This window comes from Streptomyces sp. NRRL WC-3742 (genome assembly GCF_000720635.1).
In the GTDB taxonomy this organism is placed as follows: Bacteria; Actinomycetota; Actinomycetes; order Streptomycetales; family Streptomycetaceae; genus Kitasatospora.
In genome coordinates this window covers 26029-43752 of record NZ_JOCF01000064.1, presented here as the reverse complement: position 1 = coordinate 43752, position 17724 = coordinate 26029, and the positions used below count along the sequence as shown (strand labels likewise).

Sequence of the window (17724 nt, the reverse complement as noted above, 5' to 3'; positions counted from 1 at the left end):
GGCGGTGGAGGTGCGGAGGGTGTCGGGGTCGAGGGTGCGCGGGGGCGGGGCGTCGGGGGCGAGGGCGAGCGGGGGCCGGTCGGCGGCGGCGAGGAGGAAGTCCTGCGTCGCGGCCGCGTCGCCCGGCCCGGGCCGGCAGGCGGCGGTGGCGCTGCCGGGGACGGCGTACGGGGTGGTGCGCAGGCCCGCGGCCCGCAGGCCGGACTCGATCGGCCAGAGCCCGTCCTCCTTCCCGCCGCCGCGGACGGCCAGGCGCCCGCCGGGGGCGAGGAGCCGGGCGGCGAGGCCGTAGAACTCCTGGGAGTGGAACTTGACCGGCCCGCCGTCCGCGGGGGCCGGCAGGTCGGCGAGCACCACGTCGTACGGGCCGTCGGCGGCGCCGCGCAGCCAGGCCATCGGGTCGGCGGCGGTGGCCCGCACCCGGGGGTCGTCCATGGAGTGCCCGCCCAGGGCGGCGAGGCCCGGGTCGGTGCGGGCGAGTCGGGGCAGGGCCGGGTCGGCGTCCACGAGCTCGACGGAGCGGACGCCCCGGTGCCGCAGCACCTCCCGCAGGGCGAGGCCGTCGCCGCCGCCGAGGAGCAGGACCCGGGCGTCCGGCCCGGCGGCCATCGCGGGGTGGACCAGGGCTTCGCTGCCCCGGTACTCGTCGGGCCCGCAGACCGCGAGCCGCCCGTCCAGGTAGAGCCTCAGGGGGCCTTCGGCCGGGCCGGTGAGCACGATCTCCTGGAGGCGGCTGCGGGTGGCGTAGCGCACCTGGTCGCCGTAGAGCGCGTGCCGGGCGGCGCGTTCGATGCCGTCGGAGCCCGCGGCGGCGGCCGCGAGCAGCGCGAGGACGAGGGCGCAGCCGGCCCAGAGCAGCCGTCGTATCCGGGGGGCGGGTTCCTCGCGGAACAGCCAGAGCACCACGGCGGCCCCGGCGACGGCGTTGACGGCGCCGGTCAGGAGCGCGCCGTCGCCCGGCCCGAGGGTGGGCAGGATCAGGAAGGGGAAGGCGAGGCCCCCGATGAGCGCGCCCACGTAGTCGGCGGCGAAGAGGTCGGCGACGGCACGGCCGGCGTCCTCGCGCCGGATGCGCTGTATGAGGGTCATCAGCAGGGGGATCTCGGCGCCGATGAGGATGCCGATGAGGCAGGTCAGGCCGACCATCGCGGCCTGGTAGCGGCCGATCCAGGCCCAGCAGGAGTAGAGGGCGAGGACGGAGAGGCCGCCGGTGAGGGCCAGCGCGCACTCGACGAGGGCGAAGGCGGTGGCGGGCCGCCGGGTGAAGCGCTTGGCGAGCAGCGAGCCGAGGCCCATCGCGAACACCATGACGGAGAGCACCACCGAGGTCTGGGTGACGGTGTCCCCGAGCAGGTAGTCGCCGAGCGCGACGAGTTCGAGCTCGTACACCAGCCCGCAGGCCGCGCAGACGAACGCGGCCAGCAGGACGGTCAGCCGGGCGAGCCGGGGGTGTGAGCGCAGCCGGGACCGACGGCGGGCGGGCAGGGGGACGAGCCCGCGCCCGGGCCGGGGAGGGGTGCCGTCGTCGAGGTCCACTCCCGCGTGGGCGGGGGGACCGGCCGGATGGTTGATCACGAACAAACGCTAGGGGACGTGCGGGACGGATAGCTGCGCCCATTCGACGGACAGTGCGGGCCGCTCGGTTGACGAACCGTTCCTGCGTGCGAACCGGGGGCGGTCGATGCGTGGGCTATGACCGGATCGGGGGTGCCGTCCCGGCTCTCGCGGATCATGCCCCCGACACCACGAGCGAGGAGCGGGTGCAGACCAGCTGCCCCTCCTGCGGGTAGGCGTGCCAGGTGCGCCAGAGGAGCCGGTCGGTGCCGCCCTGGGTGACCAGCGCGGTGAAGGCGCTCGGGTCCCCCGGGAAGACCCCGGCGAGGCCCCGCGGATGGCCCTCGACCAGGGCCAGGATCTCCTGGGCGCGGGCCGCGAAGTCGTGCGGCGGCATCACCTCGATCCTGGCCGCGAACTCGTACTCCCAGCCGCCGATCTGCTTGGCGACCCGGGCGGGCAGCGGGGTGCGGCGGCCGGGCAGGCAGGCGACGGTCTCCAGGCAGTTGCCGGGGCCGGCCTCGATGACCACCTGGTGCGAGGCGCCGAGCAGCCGCAGCTGCAGGGTGCCGGAGGCGCCGGGGTTCCCTCGGCCGTCGAGTCTCAGGTCGCGGACGGCGAGCGCGGGCAGCGGGTCGCCGCCGAGGCACCAGGCCAGGTCACCGGCCCGGGTGTCCGTATAGGAGGTCTGCAGTGTGGTGAGCATGCTCGGCTCCGCGTTTCAGCTCCGTGCGCGCCCGCCGAGCAGCAGCGACTTGGCCTAGGCGATGGCGAGGCTGTTCGTGGCTGTGCGGCCCTGGGCGCGGCCGACCGTGGAAGGAAGGATTCCGGCTGGAGAGTCAGCAGCAGGGAAGCACGAATACACCGGGCCCGTCGGCGATTTACCCATCTTTGTCAAGCATTCACCGTTTCGAGCACATCCGGTTCCCCGCTCTGATCGACCCGGTGTGCGACTCTGCACCGCGCGCGCTCCTGCGACCGGTTCACGCGCCGTGCGCTCGGGGTGCGCGCCTCCCTCGCACTCCACGCGCCACCCTCCCCCGCCGGCCGGGCGCGGGCCCCGGACGGCCCTGCCGGAGAGATCGCCAGATATGCCTCCGGGGCATCGAACCCGCAGGTCCCTCACGGCAGTTGAGCCATGATCAGAACGGACGTCGGGCCAGAATTGCTCCCCTTCAAGGGGGCGCGCAGACACCAGCGCGCGCCGGTCGCGCGCAACGCGCTACCGGACCAGCCGTCCGGTTTGCAGCGAACCGGGGCCGGGCTCCTGAAGTCGCGGCTCGGGCGCGGCTCGGGCGCGGCACGTCCGGGAGTTCGGTCACAGGGCGTCGAACCGCCGATCACTCCCGAATTCCGGTTCGCTCGATGCGTAAGGGCCGCCTTTCCGGAATTCCTTCCGGAAAGGCGGCCCGCCGCAGGCCCCCAACCAGCCGTCGCCTCAGAGCCGCTGGAGGCGGGTCACCGCCTCGGCCAGGACCTCGTCCTTCTTGCAGAAGGTGAAGCGGACGAGGCTGCGGCCGGCGTCGGCGTCGTCGTAGAAGACGGCGTTGGGGATGGCGACGACGCCGCAGCGCTCGGGGAGGGAGCGGCAGAACTCGATGCCGTCCTTCTCGCCGAGCGGGGTGATGTCGGTGGTGATGAAGTAGGTGCCCTCGGGGGTGAAGGCGCGGAAACCGGCGGCGGTGAGGCCGTCGAGCAGCAGGTCGCGCTTGCGCAGCAGGTCGGCGCGGAACTGTTCGAAGTAGGTGTCGGGCAGCCGCAGGGCTTCGGCGACGGCGTACTGGAAGGGGCCGGCGCTGACGTACGTGAGGTACTGCTTGGCGGTGCGGACGGCGCTGACCAGGGCGGGGGCCGCCGTCACCCAGCCGACCTTCCAGCCGGTGAAGGAGAAGGTCTTGCCGGCGGAGGAGATGGAGACGGTGCGTTCGCGCATGCCGGGCAGGGCGGCGATGGGGTGGTGGACGGCGGTGCCGAAGACGAGGTGCTCGTAGACCTCGTCGGTGACCACCAGGAGGTCGTGCTCGACGGCGAGTTCGGCGATGGTGCGCAGTTCCTCGGCGGTGAGGACGGTGCCGGTGGGGTTGTGCGGGGTGTTGATCAGCAGCAGGCGGGTGCGCGGGGTGATCAGGGCGCGCAGCTCATCCAGGTCGGGCCGGAAGGTTGGGGCCCGGAGAGTGAGCGGGACGCGGACGGCGCCGGCCATGGCGATGCAGGCGGCGTAGGAGTCGTAGAAGGGCTCGAAGGCGATCACCTCGTCGCCCGGCTCCAGCAGGGCGAGCAGGGCGGCGGCGATGGCCTCGGTGGCGCCGGCGGTGACCAGCACCTCGGTGTCGGGGTCGTAGGTGAGGCCGTGGAAGCGCTGCTGGTGCTCGGCGACGGCGGTACGCAGCTCGGGGATGCCGGGGCCGGGCGGGTACTGGTTGCCGCGGCCGTCGAGGACGGCGTCGGCGGCGGCCTCGGCGATCTCGCGAGGCCCGTCGGTGTCCGGGAAGCCCTGGCCGAGGTTGATCGAGCCGGTCCTCACCGCCAGGGCGGACATCTCGGCGAAGATCGTCGTGCCCATCCCGGCCAGTCGGCGGTTCAGCAGCGGCCTCGTACCCATGCGAAAGGCTCCTCACGGCTCGTCGTCGAGGTCATCATCGGGCCGCGGGGAAGCCGGGGACAAGCAAGCCGGGGGACAAGCAGGCCGGAGACAGGCAGCGCGGACGGGAACGGCCCGCCGCCGCGTCGATCGCGGTGGCGGGCCGTTCCGCGCGAGTGCGGAGAGGAGGGGGAGGCTCAGGACTCCTCGGTGCCCTCGGGGGAGCCGTCCTCGCCGTTCTCACCCTCGATGTCCTTCTGCAGGCCGAGGCGCTCCACGATCCACTGCTCGAAGCCGACCGCGGCCTGGGTCCAGTTGGCGGTGGTGGTGACGAAGTAGTCCAGGTTGACGCCGGTGCCGACGATCATCTGGGCCTCACCGATCAGACGGACGACGCCGTCCTCGTGGGTGTGGGTGTAGATCTTCGGCCAGAGGGTCTCGCGGTTCCACTCGTCGATCAGGTCGAGGATCTCGCCCTTCTGCTCCAGCGGGTACGAGCGGTCGTAGAAGGAGCGGACCGCGAAGAGCTCCTTCTGGTCGCCGCGGAACATGTAGTAGACCCGGAAGCCGTCCCAGGGGGCGGTGAGGTCGCCCTCCTCGTCCACGACGTGCTTGAGCTGCATCTGGTCGAGGAGCTGGGTCACCAGGTTCTGGTCCGGGACGATGATCGGCGGCGGGCCGGCCGGCCGCTCGCCCTGGCCGCCGGGCTGGCCGCCGCCCTGGGGCAGGCCGAAGGACGGGATGGACGACGGGTCGATGCTCATTGGGGGTCCTCATTCCTCAGTGCACGTGGTGGCCGGCAATGAGAGGCCGCCCTTTCCACCTCCCATCCTGCCTCATTCGGGGCCTGCCTCACAGGGGCCGCCGGGCTCGCGTCGATCTTCGCGCGCGGGCCGGCGCGGGGGTTTTCCGGGCGCGATCGGGGGCCCGTGGGCGGGGGCGTTCCGGGTGTTCGGGGCGGAATCGGTCACGCTGGGTGCCCAGCCGGGCGCGGGCCGGGCCGGGAGTGAGCCACGTCACGCCCCGGGCCCGACGGTTCGCCTGCCGAGCGATTCGGATGCGGTTAGCGTGCGACGGAACTCGCTGTCGGTAACACCCGTTTCGCAAGGGCGAGTTGAGAAACACCTACACAAGGGGGAAGAGACGTGGACAGGCCGTTGGTCGATGAGGGGGTATCGCTGGGGGCGCTGCTGCGGGGCATACGGCTGGACCGGGGCATGACGCAGGAGCAGCTGGGGGAGGCTTCGGGGTTGAGCGTCCGCTCGATCCGTGACCTGGAGCGGGGGGTGTCCTGTCCCAGGGTCTCCACGCTGCGGCTGCTCACCCAGACCTGGAACCTGCCGGACTCCCAGGGCGCCGAACTGCACCGCCTGGCGCGCAGCTGGCGGGACCGCACCCGCAGGCGTGAACCCAGCGTGATGGCCGACTAGGGGTTGCCGTACGGGCCGCCGCCCCTGCGTGGAGCAGGGGGCGGCGGCCCGTACCGAGGGTGCTCCTGCGGCTACTTCTCGAGCGGCCCGCGGCTGCGGACGGTGAGGCGGTCGCCCTCCTCGCCCCGCTCGACCAGGACGGTGTCCCCGTCGTGCACCCGGCCGGAGAGGATCTCCCGGGCCAGCTGGTCGCCGATCGCGGACTGCACCAGCCGCCGCAGCGGCCGGGCCCCGTACGCCGGGTCGTACCCGGTCAGGGACAGCCAGTCGCGGGCGGCCTCGGAGACGTCCAGGGTGAGGCGCCGCTCGCGCAGCCGCTCGCCGAGGCGGGCGATCTGGAGGTCGACGATGCGGCTCAGCTCGGCGGTGCCCAGCGGGTCGAAGACCACGATGTCGTCGAGCCGGTTGAGGAACTCCGGCTTGAACGCGGCCCGGACGGAGTCCAGGACCAGTGCCTTCTTCTTCTCCTCCGGGGTGGCCAGGTCCACCAGGTACTGGCTGCCCAGGTTGGAGGTGAGGATCAGGATCGTGTTGCGGAAGTCCACCGTCCGGCCCTGGCCGTCGGTGAGCCGGCCGTCGTCGAGCACCTGGAGCAGCACGTCGAAGACCTCGGGGTGGGCCTTCTCCACCTCGTCCAGCAGCACCACGCTGTACGGGCGACGGCGGACGGCCTCGGTGAGCTGGCCGCCCTCCTCGTAGCCGACGTACCCGGGCGGGGCGCCGACGAGCCGGGAGACGGAGTGCTTCTCGCCGTACTCGCTCATGTCGATGCGGACCATCGCCCGCTCGTCGTCGAAGAGGAAGTCGGCGAGGGCCTTGGCGAGTTCGGTCTTGCCGACGCCGGTGGGGCCGAGGAACAGGAAGGAGCCGGTCGGGCGGTCGGGGTCGGCGATGCCGGAGCGGGTGCGGCGCACCGCGTCCGAGACGGCCTGGACGGCCTCGCTCTGGCCGATCAGGCGCCTGCCCAACTCCTCCTCCATGCGCAGGAGTTTGGCGCTCTCGCCCTCCAGGAGGCGGCCGGCCGGGATGCCCGTCCAGGAGGAGACCACGTCGGCCACGTCGTCCGGGCCGACCTCCTCCTTGACCATCGAGGCCGACGCATCCTGGTCCGCGGCGCGCTCCTGGGCCTCGGTGAGCTCCTGCTCGGCGGCCGGGATCTCGGCGTACATCAGCTTGGACGCCCGCTCGAAGTCCCCGTCGCGCTGGGCGCGTTCGAGGGCGCCGTGCAGGTCGTCGAGGCGCTCCTTGAGCTCGCCGACGTGGTTGAGGCTCTTCTTCTCCTGCTCCCAGCGTGCCGTCAGCACGCTCAACTGCTCGTTCCGGTCGGCGAGGTCGCGCCGCAGGCGGGCCAGCCGGTCGACGGAGGCCGGGTCGGACTCCTTCTCCAGGGCCAGCTCCTCCATGCGCAACCGGTCGACGGAGCGCTGGAGTTCGTCGATCTCGACGGGGGAGGAGTCGATCTCCATCCGCAGCCGGGAGGCCGCCTCGTCGACCAGGTCGATCGCCTTGTCGGGCAGGAAGCGGGAGGTGATGTAGCGGTTGGACAGGGTGGCGGCGGCGACCAGGGCGGCGTCCGCGATCTGCACCTTGTGGTGCGCCTCGTACCGGCCCTTGAGGCCGCGCAGGATGGCGATCGAGTCCTCGACGCTGGGCTCGCCGACCAGCACCTGCTGGAAGCGGCGCTCCAGGGCCGGGTCCTTCTCGATGCGCTCGCGGTACTCGTCGAGCGTGGTGGCGCCGACCATCCGCAGCTCGCCGCGGGCCAGCATCGGCTTGAGCATGTTGCCCGCGTCCATCGCGGAGTCGCCGCCGGCGCCCGCGCCGACCATGGTGTGCAGCTCGTCGATGAAGGTGACGACCTGGCCGTCGGACGCCTTGATGTCGTTCAGGACGGCCTTGAGCCGCTCCTCGAACTCGCCGCGGTACTTGGCGCCCGCGACCATCGCGCTGAGGTCCAGCGCGACCAGCCGCTTGCCGCGCAGCGACTCCGGGACGTCCCCGGCGACGATGCGCTGGGCCAGGCCCTCGACGACGGCCGTCTTGCCGACGCCGGGCTCGCCGATCAGCACCGGGTTGTTCTTGGTGCGGCGGGAGAGCACCTGGATCACCCGGCGGATCTCGTGGTCGCGGCCGATGACCGGGTCGAGCTTGCCGTCCCGGGCGGCCTGGGTGAGGTCGGTGCCGAACTTCTCCAGGGCCTTGTAGGTGCCCTCGGGGTCGGGCGAGGTGACCTTGCCGCTGCCGCGGACGTCCTTGAAGGCGGCGAGCAGCGCCTTGGGCGTGGCGTCCTGCCGCACCAGCAGCTCGGCGACCGCGCCGCCCTCGGCGGCCAGGCCGACCATCAGGTGCTCGGTGGAGACGTACTGGTCGTCCAGGTCGTCGGCGCGCTTGCCGGCCTCGGTGAGCACCGCGAGGGTGTCCCGGGCGAGCTGGGGCGCGGCGACGGTGGAGCCCATCGCGCTGGGCAGGGCCGTCAGCTGGCGGCGCGCCTCCGCGTCGACCCGGGCGACGTCCGCGCCGACCGCCTCCAGGAGGGGCCGGGCGATGCCCTCGGGCTGTTCCAGCAGGGCGATCAGGATGTGCACCGGCTTGACGTCCGGATTGCCGGCCGAGCCGGCCTGCCGGATCGCGGCGGACAGGGCGTCCTGCGTCTTGGTGGTGAACTTGCTGGCGTCCACTGCTGGGGGGCCTCCTCGTCGTCCTTCACTCGGTTGCTACGTACAGCATGCACTACCTTGAGTCTATTCCGCTCAACTTTGAGAGGTCGGGCTCAGGTCGGGCTCCTCCGGCTGCTGCGGGTCAGCGACAGCAGCTCCCGGGCCGGCCCGCCCGGCCGCTGCCCCTGCGGCCAGACGGCGCGCAGCGGGCGCCGCAGGTCCAGCCCGTCCGCCAGCGGCACCGCGACCAGCCGGCGGGTGGCCAGCTCCTCCGACACCACCAGTTCGCTCAGGCAGACGGGCCCGGCGCCCGTCATCGCCGCCGCCTTGAGCGCCGTGGTCGAGGCCAGCTCCATCCGGGGCAGCGCCGCGCCCCCGTACGGCGCCAGCGCCGCCTCCAGCACCTCCCGGGTGCCCGAGCCCGGCTCGCGCAGCACCAGCGGGGTGGCGGCCAGCTCCGGCCCGGTGAGCGGGGTGCGCCGCCGCGCCCACGGGTGGCCGGGGGCGACCACGACCACCAGGGAGTCCGCCGCCACCACCGTCCCGGCCAGGCCCGCCGGGACGGTCGGGCTCTCGATGAAGCCGAGGTCGGCGTTCCCGGCCAGCACGTGCTCGGCGACCCGCGCCGAGTTGGCCGTCCGCAGCGTCACCGCCGTCCCCGGGCTGACCTCGGCCAGGGCGAGCAGCCAGCCGGGCACCAGGTACTCGGCCACGGTCAGGCTGGCGACGACCCGCAGCTTGGCGTCCCGCCGCCCCCGCAGCGCGTCGATCCCGGCGTCCAGCGCCTGCGCGGCCTCCACCACCTGCCGGGCCCACTCGACCACCAGCCGGCCCGCCTCCGTCGGCGTGGAGCCGCGCGGGGAGCGGTCCAGCAGGGGGACGCCGATCTGGCGCTCCATGCCCTTGATCCGGGCGCTGGCGGTCGGCTGGCTCACCCCGAGCTCGGTGGCCGCCCGGCCGACGCTGCCCAGGCGAGCGACCGCGAGCAGGAGTTCCAGGGCGCCGAGTTCGGGGACGTGGGGGGAGAGGGCCATAGGTGCAGGCTATGTCCTCATAGAACGCCGGGCGCTACCGGAGACGGGGCCCGGCGGCGACGGTGGAGACATGTCCACTTCGGCCGCGCACCCCCTCCGCCTGCCCCTCCGCCCCGCCACCCGCGCCGGCCTGCGCGGTCGCTTCGACCTCGCCCAGCTCGGCCCCAACTGGTACGCCGCCGTGATGGGCACCGCGATCGTCGCCAACGGCGCCGCCGCCCTGCCCGTACGGGTACCCGGGCTGATCGGCTTCGGCGAGGCGATGTGGGCGCTCGCCCTGGCGGCCCTGCTGGTGCTGGTCGCGGCCCGGGCCGTCCACCTCACCCGGCACCGGCAGGAGGCCGCCGCTCAGCTGCTGGACCGCCCGGCCGTCGCCGTCTTCTACGGCTGCCCGCCGATGGCCCTGCTCTCGGTGGGCCTGGGCACGATGCTGGTCGGCTCCCGGGTCATCGGCACCGGCCCGGCGATCGCCCTCGACGCGGTGCTCTGGAGCCTCGGCACCCTGTACGCGCTGGCGGTGGCCGCCGGCATCCCGTACCTGATGATCACCCGGCACCCGGTCTCCGCCCTGGAGGCCAACCCGACCTGGCTGCTGCCCGTGGTCGCCCCGCTGGTCGCCTCGGCCTGCGGCCCGGTGCTCGTCCCGCACCTGCCGGCCGGGCGGGCGCAGGAGGCCATGCTGTACGGCTGCTGGGGGCTGTTCGGGATCGGGCTGCTGGCCACGCTGGTGATGCTGCCCGTGGTGTTCACCGGGCTGTTCCACAGCAAGCTGCCCACCCTGGTGCTCACCCCCTCGCTGTTCCTGGTGCTCGGGCCGCTCGGCCAGTCCGTCACCGCCGTCCACCAGCTCTCCGACGCCGCCCGCCCGGTGCTGCCGGCGCTGGCGCCCGCCATGGCGGCCCTCGCCGAGCTGTACGGCGTCGCGGTGATCGCCGTCGCGATGCTCTGGCTGGCCGTCGCGGCCGCCGCCAACCTGCGCGCCCGCCGCGCCGGGATGCCCTTCGCGATGACCTGGTGGGCGTACACCTTCCCCGTCGGAACCTGCGTCACCGGCGCCTCCGCGCTCGCCCGGCACACCGGCTTCGGCGGTTTCACCGGGCTCGCCACCGGGCTGTACGTGCTGCTCCTCGCCGCCTGGGTGGCGGCGGCCGGCGGCACGGTCTCGGGCCTCGTCCGCGGCCGGCTGCTGGCCCGCTGAGGACCGTGCTCGCGGGCCCCGCCCGGAAGCCGTTCCGGCGGGACCGATTGCAGGAACCCGAAGCTGCATGAATGACCGTGAACGGCCAATCGGCTGCGCTGATGCGGAGCGTCAACGCCCCTTCACCGGGGCCTTCTTCACCCGAATCCAACCGGCCGACCGGATGGTTCCGGGCGCCTCCGGGTGCAGATAACTGCAATTGCGCGAACATGCACTCGAGGGGCACTTGTTCACCGGCCGTCACACTGTGAAAGTGGAGTCACGCCAAGCCGACCGGGCACCGCAGCCCGACGGTGGCGGCTTGCTCTTCGGAACTGACCACCGGTGCATCGTCCCGTGCCGGTGGAACGGGGGGGAAGAGCGCCGGGCCCGGGTCCATGTGTGGTGATGGACTCGGATCCCGGAGCCATCGAGGTGTTGCTGCTCCACCTCGAAGGAAGCGCCTTGGCCTGGCGTGGTGATGGCGGCCCCCGGGGGCCCCGGTGTGCGACGGCACCCGGGCCCGGGGGTCCGCCCTCAGCCCGGTACCGTGATCACACCCGGTGGGCCGGGCCGCAGACGCACCTCGGTCTCGGACACCCCCGCCGGCGGAAGACCATCGTCGGCGGGCACCTCCCGTCGGCGGCACCGCCGACCGACGCGAACGGGGGCGGCACCAGGGGAGAGGCGTCCGGCAGGGAGTGTGCGACGTGACGGCGGAACCGGCGGTCGCGCCGCACCACCAGGGGCCCGAGGGGGACGAACCCGACGAGGCCGCCCGGCAGCTCTACTACGACGTGCTCGCCGAAGGCGGCCGCATCAGCGCCGCCGCGGCCCAGGACGCCGACCAGACCGCGCTGCGCCAGCTCCTCGACCTCGGCCTGCTCAGCCCCAACGCCCTCAACGACGGCTACACCGCCGTCAGCCCCCGCTCCGTCAGCGACCGGCTCGGCGCCGAACTGCGCAGCGAGGCCACCCGGTTGCTCGTCCGCGCCGAGAGCCTCCCGCACGCGCTCGACGGCCTCACCCGCGCCTACGACGAGATGGCCGAGCGGCCCGGCCGCCCCGGCGAGGCCGTCTACGTCGAGGGGCACGTCCACATCCGGCAGCGGATCGCCCAACTCGTCTCGGACTGCCGCACCGAGGTCCTCACCGCCCAGCCCGGCCGGCGGCCCAGCGAATCCCTGCGCGTGGCCCGCCTCCAGGACGTCCGGCTGCTCCAGCGCGGCTGCGAACTGCGCACCATCTACCAGCCCGTCGCCCTCACCGAACCCGCCGCCCTCGCCTACGCCGAGGAGGTCACCCGGTACGGCTCGCAGCTGCGCGTCCTGGACGAGCCCTTCCCCCGGCTGATCATCCTCGACCGCGCCGTCGCCGTCGTCCCGGTCGAGGACGACGACAACGTGGCCGCCTTCATCAGCGACCAGGCCGCCGTCTCCTTCTTCGTCGGCGCCTTCGAACGGGACTGGGTCCGCGCCGACCCCGCCGAAGCCGCCGCCGCCCTCGGCCACGGACCCGCCCCGGCCGTCCCCGACCGGGTCGGCCGCCTCCTCGTCCGGGGCCTCACCCAGAAGGCCGTCGCCACCCGGCTGGGCCTGAGCGAACGCACCGTCGCCGCGCACATCTCCCGGCTGCGCGACCGGTACGGGGCCCAGACCCTCTTCCAGCTCGGCTGGCTGATGAGGGGCTCGCGCGATGACGGCTGACGCCCGCCTCCGCCGGTCCGCGCGCCTCCGCCGGTCCGAGCACTGCCGCCGGGCCGCCCGCCGCCGGTCCGCGCGCCCGTTCCGGCCCCCGCGATGACCCCCGCGATGACCGCCGACGAGCCACGGAGGCGACAGCGATGACCCAGAACTCCGCAGACACCGAGGGGGGGAGGCCCGCGATGACCGACGAACCCGGCCCGGCCGAGGGCGCCCTCTACCTCGCCGCCGTCCGCCGCGGCGGACGCCTGCGCCCCGAGGACCTCGGCCCCGAGGACCGCCCCACCCTGGCCGCCCTCGTCGCCCGCGGCCTGCTCACACCCACCACCAGCGGCTGGACCGCCGCCAGCCCGCGCGCCCTCGGCGACCGCCTCGGCGGCGAGCTGCGCACCCGCGCCACCCGGCTCCTCCAGCGCGCCGAGCACCTCCCCGACAGCCTCGCCCCGCTCGCCCTGGCGTACGACAGTGCCCAGCCCCCGGCCGCCCCCGCCGTCCGCTCCGTCCACCTCGACGGCGACGACGCCATCCGCGGCCGCATCGCGGGCCTCATCGCCGACTGCCGCGAGGAGTTCCTCTCCGCCCAGCCCGGGCCGCGCCCCGTCGAGGCCATGCGCTCGCACCTGCCCCGGGACCTCGCCCTGCTGCGACGGGGCTGCGCCATGCGCACGCTGTACCAGCCCGTCGCCGCCACCGAACGCCCGGTGCTGGAGCAGATCTCCCTGCGCACCGGAGCGGGCGCCCAGATCCGCGTCCTCGCCGAACCGTACGCGCGGATGATGCTCTTCGACCGGTCGACCGCCGTCATCCCCGCCGGCGAGGGCAGCAACAGCGCCGTCTTCCTCACCGACCAGGCCACCATCGCCTTCCTGATCACCCGCTTCGAACGGGACTGGACCCGCGCCACCCCCGTCGAAGGCCACCTCGGCCCCCCGCACCCCACCACCGTCCGCGTCGGCCGCCTGCTCGCCCGGGGCCTCACCCAGCGCGTGGTGGCCGTCCGGCTGGGGCTGAGCGAGCGCACCGTCGCCGCGCACATCGCCCGGCTGCGCGAACGCTACGGCGCCCAGACCCTCTTCCACCTCGGCTGGCAGATGCGCGGGGCCGGCGATGCCTGAGTCCCCCTCGCTCGCCGCCGTCCTCCCGGACACCGCCGCCCGGGCGCTCTACCTGGCCGTCCTGCGCGAGGGCGGCTTCGTGCGCGCCGCCGACCTCTGCGAGGAGGACGCGCCCGCCCTGCGCCGGCTCGTCGACCTCGGGCTGCTCGTCCCGCAGCTGCTCGACAACTCGTACAGCGCCGTCGACCCGAGGCCCGTCGCCGACCGGATCGGTGCCGAAATCCGCCGCACCAGCGCCCGCCTCCTCGCCGAGGCCGACCGGATCCCCGAGCAGATGCGCGACCTCGCGCACGCCTACGACACCGCCCCCCGGCGCGAGGTCCACCGAACCGGCAGCCGGATCGTCACCGGACGGGCCGAGATCCGGCACACGCTGTCCCAACTCGTCCACGCCTACCCCAACGAGAGCCTCGCCGCCCAGCCCGGGGACGCCCGCCGCCCCGACCTCCTCGACGACTCCCTCGACCGCACCCGCCGCTACCTCGCGGGCGGCGGCGTCCTGCGCTCCCTCTTCGAACAGACCAGCCGCACCGACCCCGCCTCGGTGCGCTACGCCGCGGCCGCCACCCGGCTCGGCAGCAGCATCCGGGTGCTGGACGGGGCGTTCATGCGCTTCCTGGTCTTCGACCGCACGGTGGCCGTCCTCCCCGCCTCGCCCGACTACGAGAGCGCCGCCGTCGTCGACGACGCACCGACCGTCGCCTTCGTCGTCGACACCTTCGAGCAACTCTGGCGGCGCGCCGAAGGCGTCAACTGGGCGTCCCTGGAGGACGGTTCGACCGAACCCGTCAGCCAGACCCAGATCGCCCGCCTCCTCGCCCGGGGCCTCACCCAGCGCGCCGTCGCCACCCGCCTGGGCCTGAGCGAGCGCACCGTCGCCGCCCACATCGCCCGCCTGCGGGAACAGCACGACGCCGAGACCTTGTTCCAACTCGGCTGGCAGATGCGAGGGGACCAGTCATGACCGACCGAGGCTTCACCCTGCCCGACGCCCCCGCCCGGGCCCTCTACCGGCAGATCCTGCACGCCGGCGGCCGCATCCGGATCGCCGACATCCCGCCCGAGGACGCCGAGACCGTCCAGTCCCTGCTGGACCTCGGCCTGCTGAAGCCGTACGTCTCCGACGGCTCGCTCAGCGCCGTCAACCCGCGCTCCGTCACCGCCCGCGTCGGCGCCGACCTGCGCGCCGCCGGCACCCGGCTGCTGCGGCAGGCCGACGAACTGCCCGACCTCCTCGGCGACCTCGTCGCCGCCTACGACTCCGCCCCGCGCGACCACGGCTGCACCGGCTCCACCCACATCGTCGAGGGCGCCGAGAACATCCGCCACCGGATCTCCCAGCTCTCCGAGGACCTCCTCCACGAAGCCCTCTCCCTCCACCCCGGCGGCGCCCGCCCGGCCGACGCGGCCGACGACATCCTCGACCACGCCCGCCGCTTCCTCGGTCTCGGCGGCTCCATCCGCACCCTCTACGAGTCCGGCGCCCGCTTCGACCCCGGCACCGTCCTGCTCGCGGCCCGCCTCACCGAACTCGGCTGCCACATCCGCGTCGCGCCGTTCGCCCTCCCCAAGATGATGGTCTTCGACCGCACCGTGGCCGTCATCCCCGCCGGAGCCGACGCCGCCGCCTTCGTCGAGGACCCGGCCACCGTCGCCTTCCTCGCCGAGGTCTTCGAGAACTACTGGCGCCTCGCCGAAGGCGTCAACTGGTCCGCCCTCGCCGACACCCCCACCGACCTCGCCACCCCCGAACAGGTCGGCCCCCTCCTCGCCCGGGGCCTCACCCAACGCGCCATCGCCACCCGCCTCGGCCTCAGCGAGCGCACCGTCGCCGCCCACATCGCCCGACTGCGCGAGCTCTACGACGCCGAGACCCTCTTCCAACTCGGCTGGCAGATGCGAGGCACCCGCAATGGCTGAATCCGCACTCGACCTTCCCGACCCGGGGGCCCGCGAGCTCTACCGGGCGATCCTGCGGGGCGGCGGCCGTCTGCGGCCGGAGGAGGTGCGGGCCGAGGACGAGCCGGCGTTCAGGCAGTTGGTCGCTCTCGGTCTGCTCGATCTGCGGATCGCCGACCACTCGTACAGCACGGTGAACCCGCGGGTGGTCAGTGAGCGCCTCGGCGCGGACCTGCGGGAGAGGAGTGCCGAACTGCTCGTCCGTGCCGCGCTCGTGCCCGACCTGCTGGACGACCTGGCGCAGGCGTACGACGCCGCCCCGCGGCGGGCCGAGCCGGTCGGCGGGGTGCAGCGGGTGTCGGGCACGGGCGAGATCCGGCACCTGCTGAGCCAGTTCGCCCGGGACTATCCGCACGAGGTCCTCACCGCCCAGCCCGGCAAGGTCCACCCGCCCGCGCACCGCGCCGACTCCCTGGCCCAGACGCGCCGCTACCTCGCGGGCGGCGGCTCGATCCGTACCCTGTACGAGCCGCAGGCACGGTTGACGCAGGAGCACATCGAGTTCGCCGTGGAAGCGACGAAGGTCGGCTCGCGCATCCGCATCCTGAACGCCCCGTTCACCCGCGCGCTGATCTTCGACCGCACCGTGGCGGTCATCCCCGCGGCCCCGGACAACTCGGCGGCCGCCGTGATCGAGGAGCCGGTGATGGTCGCGTACATGGTCGACGTCTTCGAGCAGCAGTGGCGCCGGGCCCAGACGGTGGACTGGGAGGCCCTCACTGCGGGGCCCGCCGCCCCGGTCGTGCACGAGCAGGTCGGCCGCCTCCTGGCGCAGGGGCTCACCCAGCGGTCGATCGCCTCCCGCCTGGGCCTGAGCGAGCGCACCGTCGCCGGCCACATCGCGCGGCTGCGCGAACTGTACGACGCGGAGACGCTGTTCCAACTCGGCTGGCAGATGCAGGGGACCGACCGTGACCGGGCTTCCTGACGCCGCGGCCCGCGAGCTCTACCGGGCGATCCTCCACCAGGGCGGCCGTGTCCGGCTCGGCGAGATCCGCCCGGAGGACGAGCCGGCGGTCAAGGAGCTCTCGGACCTCGGCCTGCTGGTGCTGCGGATCGCGGACGGCTCGTACAGCGCGGTGAACCCCCGGGCGGTCGGCGAGCGGCTCGGGGCGGAACTGCGCGAGGAGAGCGCCCGGTTGCTCGCCCGGGCGGCCCTCGTCCCGGATCTTCTCGACGACCTGGCCCAGGCGTACGACACGGCCCCGCGCCGCACGGAGGCGGCGGGCGGGATCCGCAGGGTGGCCGGGCCCGAGGAGATCCGCCACCTGCTGTCACAGATCGCCAGGGACTACCCGCACGAGTCGCTGGCCGCCCAGCCGGGCGGGCCCCGGCCGCCCCAACACACCGCGGACACCCTGGCGGTGAGCCGTCGCTACCTCGAGGCGGGCGGTACGGAGCGGACCATCTTCGAGCCGTCCGTCTGCGGCGATCCGCACACCGTCGAACTCGCCCGCGAGTCGACCCGGATGGGATCCCCGATCCGGGTGCTGGAGGGGCCGTTCACCAGGACGCTGATCTTCGACCGGGCGATCGCCCTGGTCCCGGCGTCGGCCGACAACGCGGTGGCCGCGGTGGTGGAGGATCCGGCGCTGGTCGGCTACCTGGTCGGCGTGTTCGAGCAGCAGTGGCAGCGGGCGCAGATCGTGGACTGGGAGGCGCTTGCCGCCGGCCCGACCGCGCCGGTCGTGCACGAGCAGGTGGGCCGCCTCCTGGCGCAGGGGCTCACGCAGCGGGCGATCGCCACTCGGCTGGGGCTGAGCGAGCGGACGGTGGCCGCTCACATCGCCCGGCTGCGTGAGCTCTACGACGCGGAGACGCTGTTCCAACTCGGCTGGCGGATGCGGGGAGCCCGGACGACGGGGGAGTCCGGGAGGTGACTTCCGCTCAGCCGGTCGCGGCGCCGGTCGGCCAGTAGCCCTGCTGCTGCCGGGGGACGGCGAACTGCTCGCCGGGCGCGGTCCAGAAGCCCTCGCGGAGCGAGAGCGCCATGCCGGCCCAGTCCAGGGCGGTCTCGACGGTGTGGTTGAGCGCCTCCTGCGACCAGGTGTCGTCGAAGACGAGCGGCAGGACGGGGGCGACCTGCTCGATGGTGGCGATCAGCGGGTTGTGGGTGATGGCCTCGTCGACGAGGAGGACGATCGGCTTCCGCAGCGCCGACGCCCATCCCAGCTCCAGGCTCACCCCGGCCGACAGCGGCGCGCCGACGTACGCGAACACGAGGTCCGCGGACTGCAGCGCCCGGAAGTCGGACGGGACCCGGGGCTCCGGCGCACGGCCGGCGACGGTCCAGGCGTCACTGTGGTGCGCGCTGTACACGGCGGCACCGCTGCGGAGGAGAGTGGTGCGCAGCGTCGTCAGCCGCGTCCGGCTGGCGAGCGTGACCACACTGTCGGCGGGCCCGGTCAGCCGCATCAGCGGGGCGGCCAGGAACACACGTGCACGACGGCCCTCAGGGGCCTGGCTGTCGTGGTGACGCAGGTAGGGCTCAGACATGTGTCGACTCCGGGGGAG

The 17724-nt window shown here is 73.9% G+C and carries 15 protein-coding genes; 8 read left to right on the top strand and 7 right to left on the bottom strand.

Annotated features, from left to right (window positions below):
• The 4 genes from IH61_RS0130145 to IH61_RS0130130 all read right to left on the bottom strand — a co-directional run.
• A partial coding sequence (locus IH61_RS0130145; RefSeq protein ID WP_420714008.1) for a polyamine aminopropyltransferase occupies positions 1-1575 on the bottom strand: 1575 nt, incomplete at its 3' end.
• A gap of 154 nt (positions 1576-1729) precedes the next feature.
• Entirely contained in the window at positions 1730-2260 is a 531-nt protein-coding gene (locus IH61_RS0130140; RefSeq protein WP_031075593.1) for a DUF2617 family protein, read from the bottom strand.
• 732 nt (positions 2261-2992) lie between these two features.
• Entirely contained in the window at positions 2993-4156 is a 1164-nt protein-coding gene (locus IH61_RS0130135; protein WP_031075590.1) for a pyridoxal phosphate-dependent aminotransferase, read from the bottom strand.
• Between the two features lie 176 nt (positions 4157-4332).
• Positions 4333-4899, bottom strand: coding sequence for a YbjN domain-containing protein (locus IH61_RS0130130; RefSeq protein WP_031075587.1), 567 nt, complete (start codon positions 4897-4899; stop codon positions 4333-4335).
• 381 nt (positions 4900-5280) lie between these two features.
• On the opposite strand from IH61_RS0130130, the gene IH61_RS0130125 reads away from it, so the two are divergent.
• On the top strand, positions 5281-5565 hold the full coding sequence (locus tag IH61_RS0130125; RefSeq protein ID WP_031075585.1) for a helix-turn-helix domain-containing protein: 285 nt from the start codon (positions 5281-5283) through the stop codon (positions 5563-5565).
• Between the two features lie 71 nt (positions 5566-5636).
• On the opposite strand, the gene clpB is transcribed toward IH61_RS0130125, so the two are convergent.
• Positions 5637-8243 (bottom strand): ATP-dependent chaperone ClpB, encoded by a 2607-nt coding sequence (gene clpB, locus IH61_RS0130120; RefSeq protein ID WP_031075582.1) that lies wholly within the window; start codon positions 8241-8243, stop codon positions 5637-5639.
• Positions 8244-8335: 92 nt separating this feature from the next.
• A complete protein-coding gene (locus tag IH61_RS0130115) occupies positions 8336-9256 on the bottom strand; it encodes a LysR family transcriptional regulator (RefSeq protein WP_031075581.1) in 921 nt (306 codons plus the stop codon).
• A gap of 70 nt (positions 9257-9326) precedes the next feature.
• Here IH61_RS0130115 and IH61_RS0130110 point away from each other — a divergent pair, with 70 nt between their 5' ends.
• The 7 genes from IH61_RS0130110 (at position 9327) to IH61_RS43355 (ending at position 17090) form a co-directional block, all read left to right on the top strand.
• Positions 9327-10454 (top strand): C4-dicarboxylate ABC transporter, encoded by a 1128-nt coding sequence (locus IH61_RS0130110; protein WP_031075580.1) that lies wholly within the window; start codon positions 9327-9329, stop codon positions 10452-10454.
• Positions 10455-11143: 689 nt separating this feature from the next.
• A complete protein-coding gene (locus tag IH61_RS0130105; protein ID WP_031075578.1) occupies positions 11144-12139 on the top strand; it encodes a LuxR C-terminal-related transcriptional regulator in 996 nt (331 codons plus the stop codon).
• A 179-nt stretch (positions 12140-12318) separates the two neighbouring features.
• Complete coding sequence (locus tag IH61_RS0130100) at positions 12319-13251, top strand: LuxR C-terminal-related transcriptional regulator (RefSeq protein ID WP_031075577.1); 933 nt, start codon at positions 12319-12321, stop codon at positions 13249-13251.
• Positions 13244-14215, top strand: coding sequence for a helix-turn-helix transcriptional regulator (locus IH61_RS0130095; protein ID WP_031075574.1), 972 nt, complete (start codon positions 13244-13246; stop codon positions 14213-14215). The genes IH61_RS0130100 and IH61_RS0130095 overlap by 8 nt, the downstream gene beginning before the upstream one ends.
• Positions 14212-15171, top strand: a complete 960-nt coding sequence (locus IH61_RS0130090) for a LuxR C-terminal-related transcriptional regulator (protein ID WP_031075572.1) — start codon at positions 14212-14214, stop codon at positions 15169-15171. Before IH61_RS0130095 ends, IH61_RS0130090 begins: the two co-directional genes overlap by 4 nt.
• On the top strand, positions 15164-16138 hold the full coding sequence (locus IH61_RS43360) for a LuxR C-terminal-related transcriptional regulator (protein ID WP_031075569.1): 975 nt from the start codon (positions 15164-15166) through the stop codon (positions 16136-16138). Before IH61_RS0130090 ends, IH61_RS43360 begins: the two co-directional genes overlap by 8 nt.
• Positions 16122-17090 carry a LuxR C-terminal-related transcriptional regulator gene (locus tag IH61_RS43355; RefSeq protein ID WP_031075567.1) on the top strand — a complete coding sequence of 323 codons (969 nt, stop codon included), beginning with the start codon at positions 16122-16124 and terminating at the stop codon, positions 17088-17090. Before IH61_RS43360 ends, IH61_RS43355 begins: the two co-directional genes overlap by 17 nt.
• Before the next feature lie 7 nt (positions 17091-17097).
• Here the strand turns inward: IH61_RS43355 and IH61_RS43350 are convergent, their stop codons facing one another.
• Positions 17098-17706 carry a hypothetical protein gene (locus tag IH61_RS43350; RefSeq protein ID WP_158845421.1) on the bottom strand — a complete coding sequence of 203 codons (609 nt, stop codon included), beginning with the start codon at positions 17704-17706 and terminating at the stop codon, positions 17098-17100.
• Positions 17707-17724 lie beyond the last annotated feature (18 nt).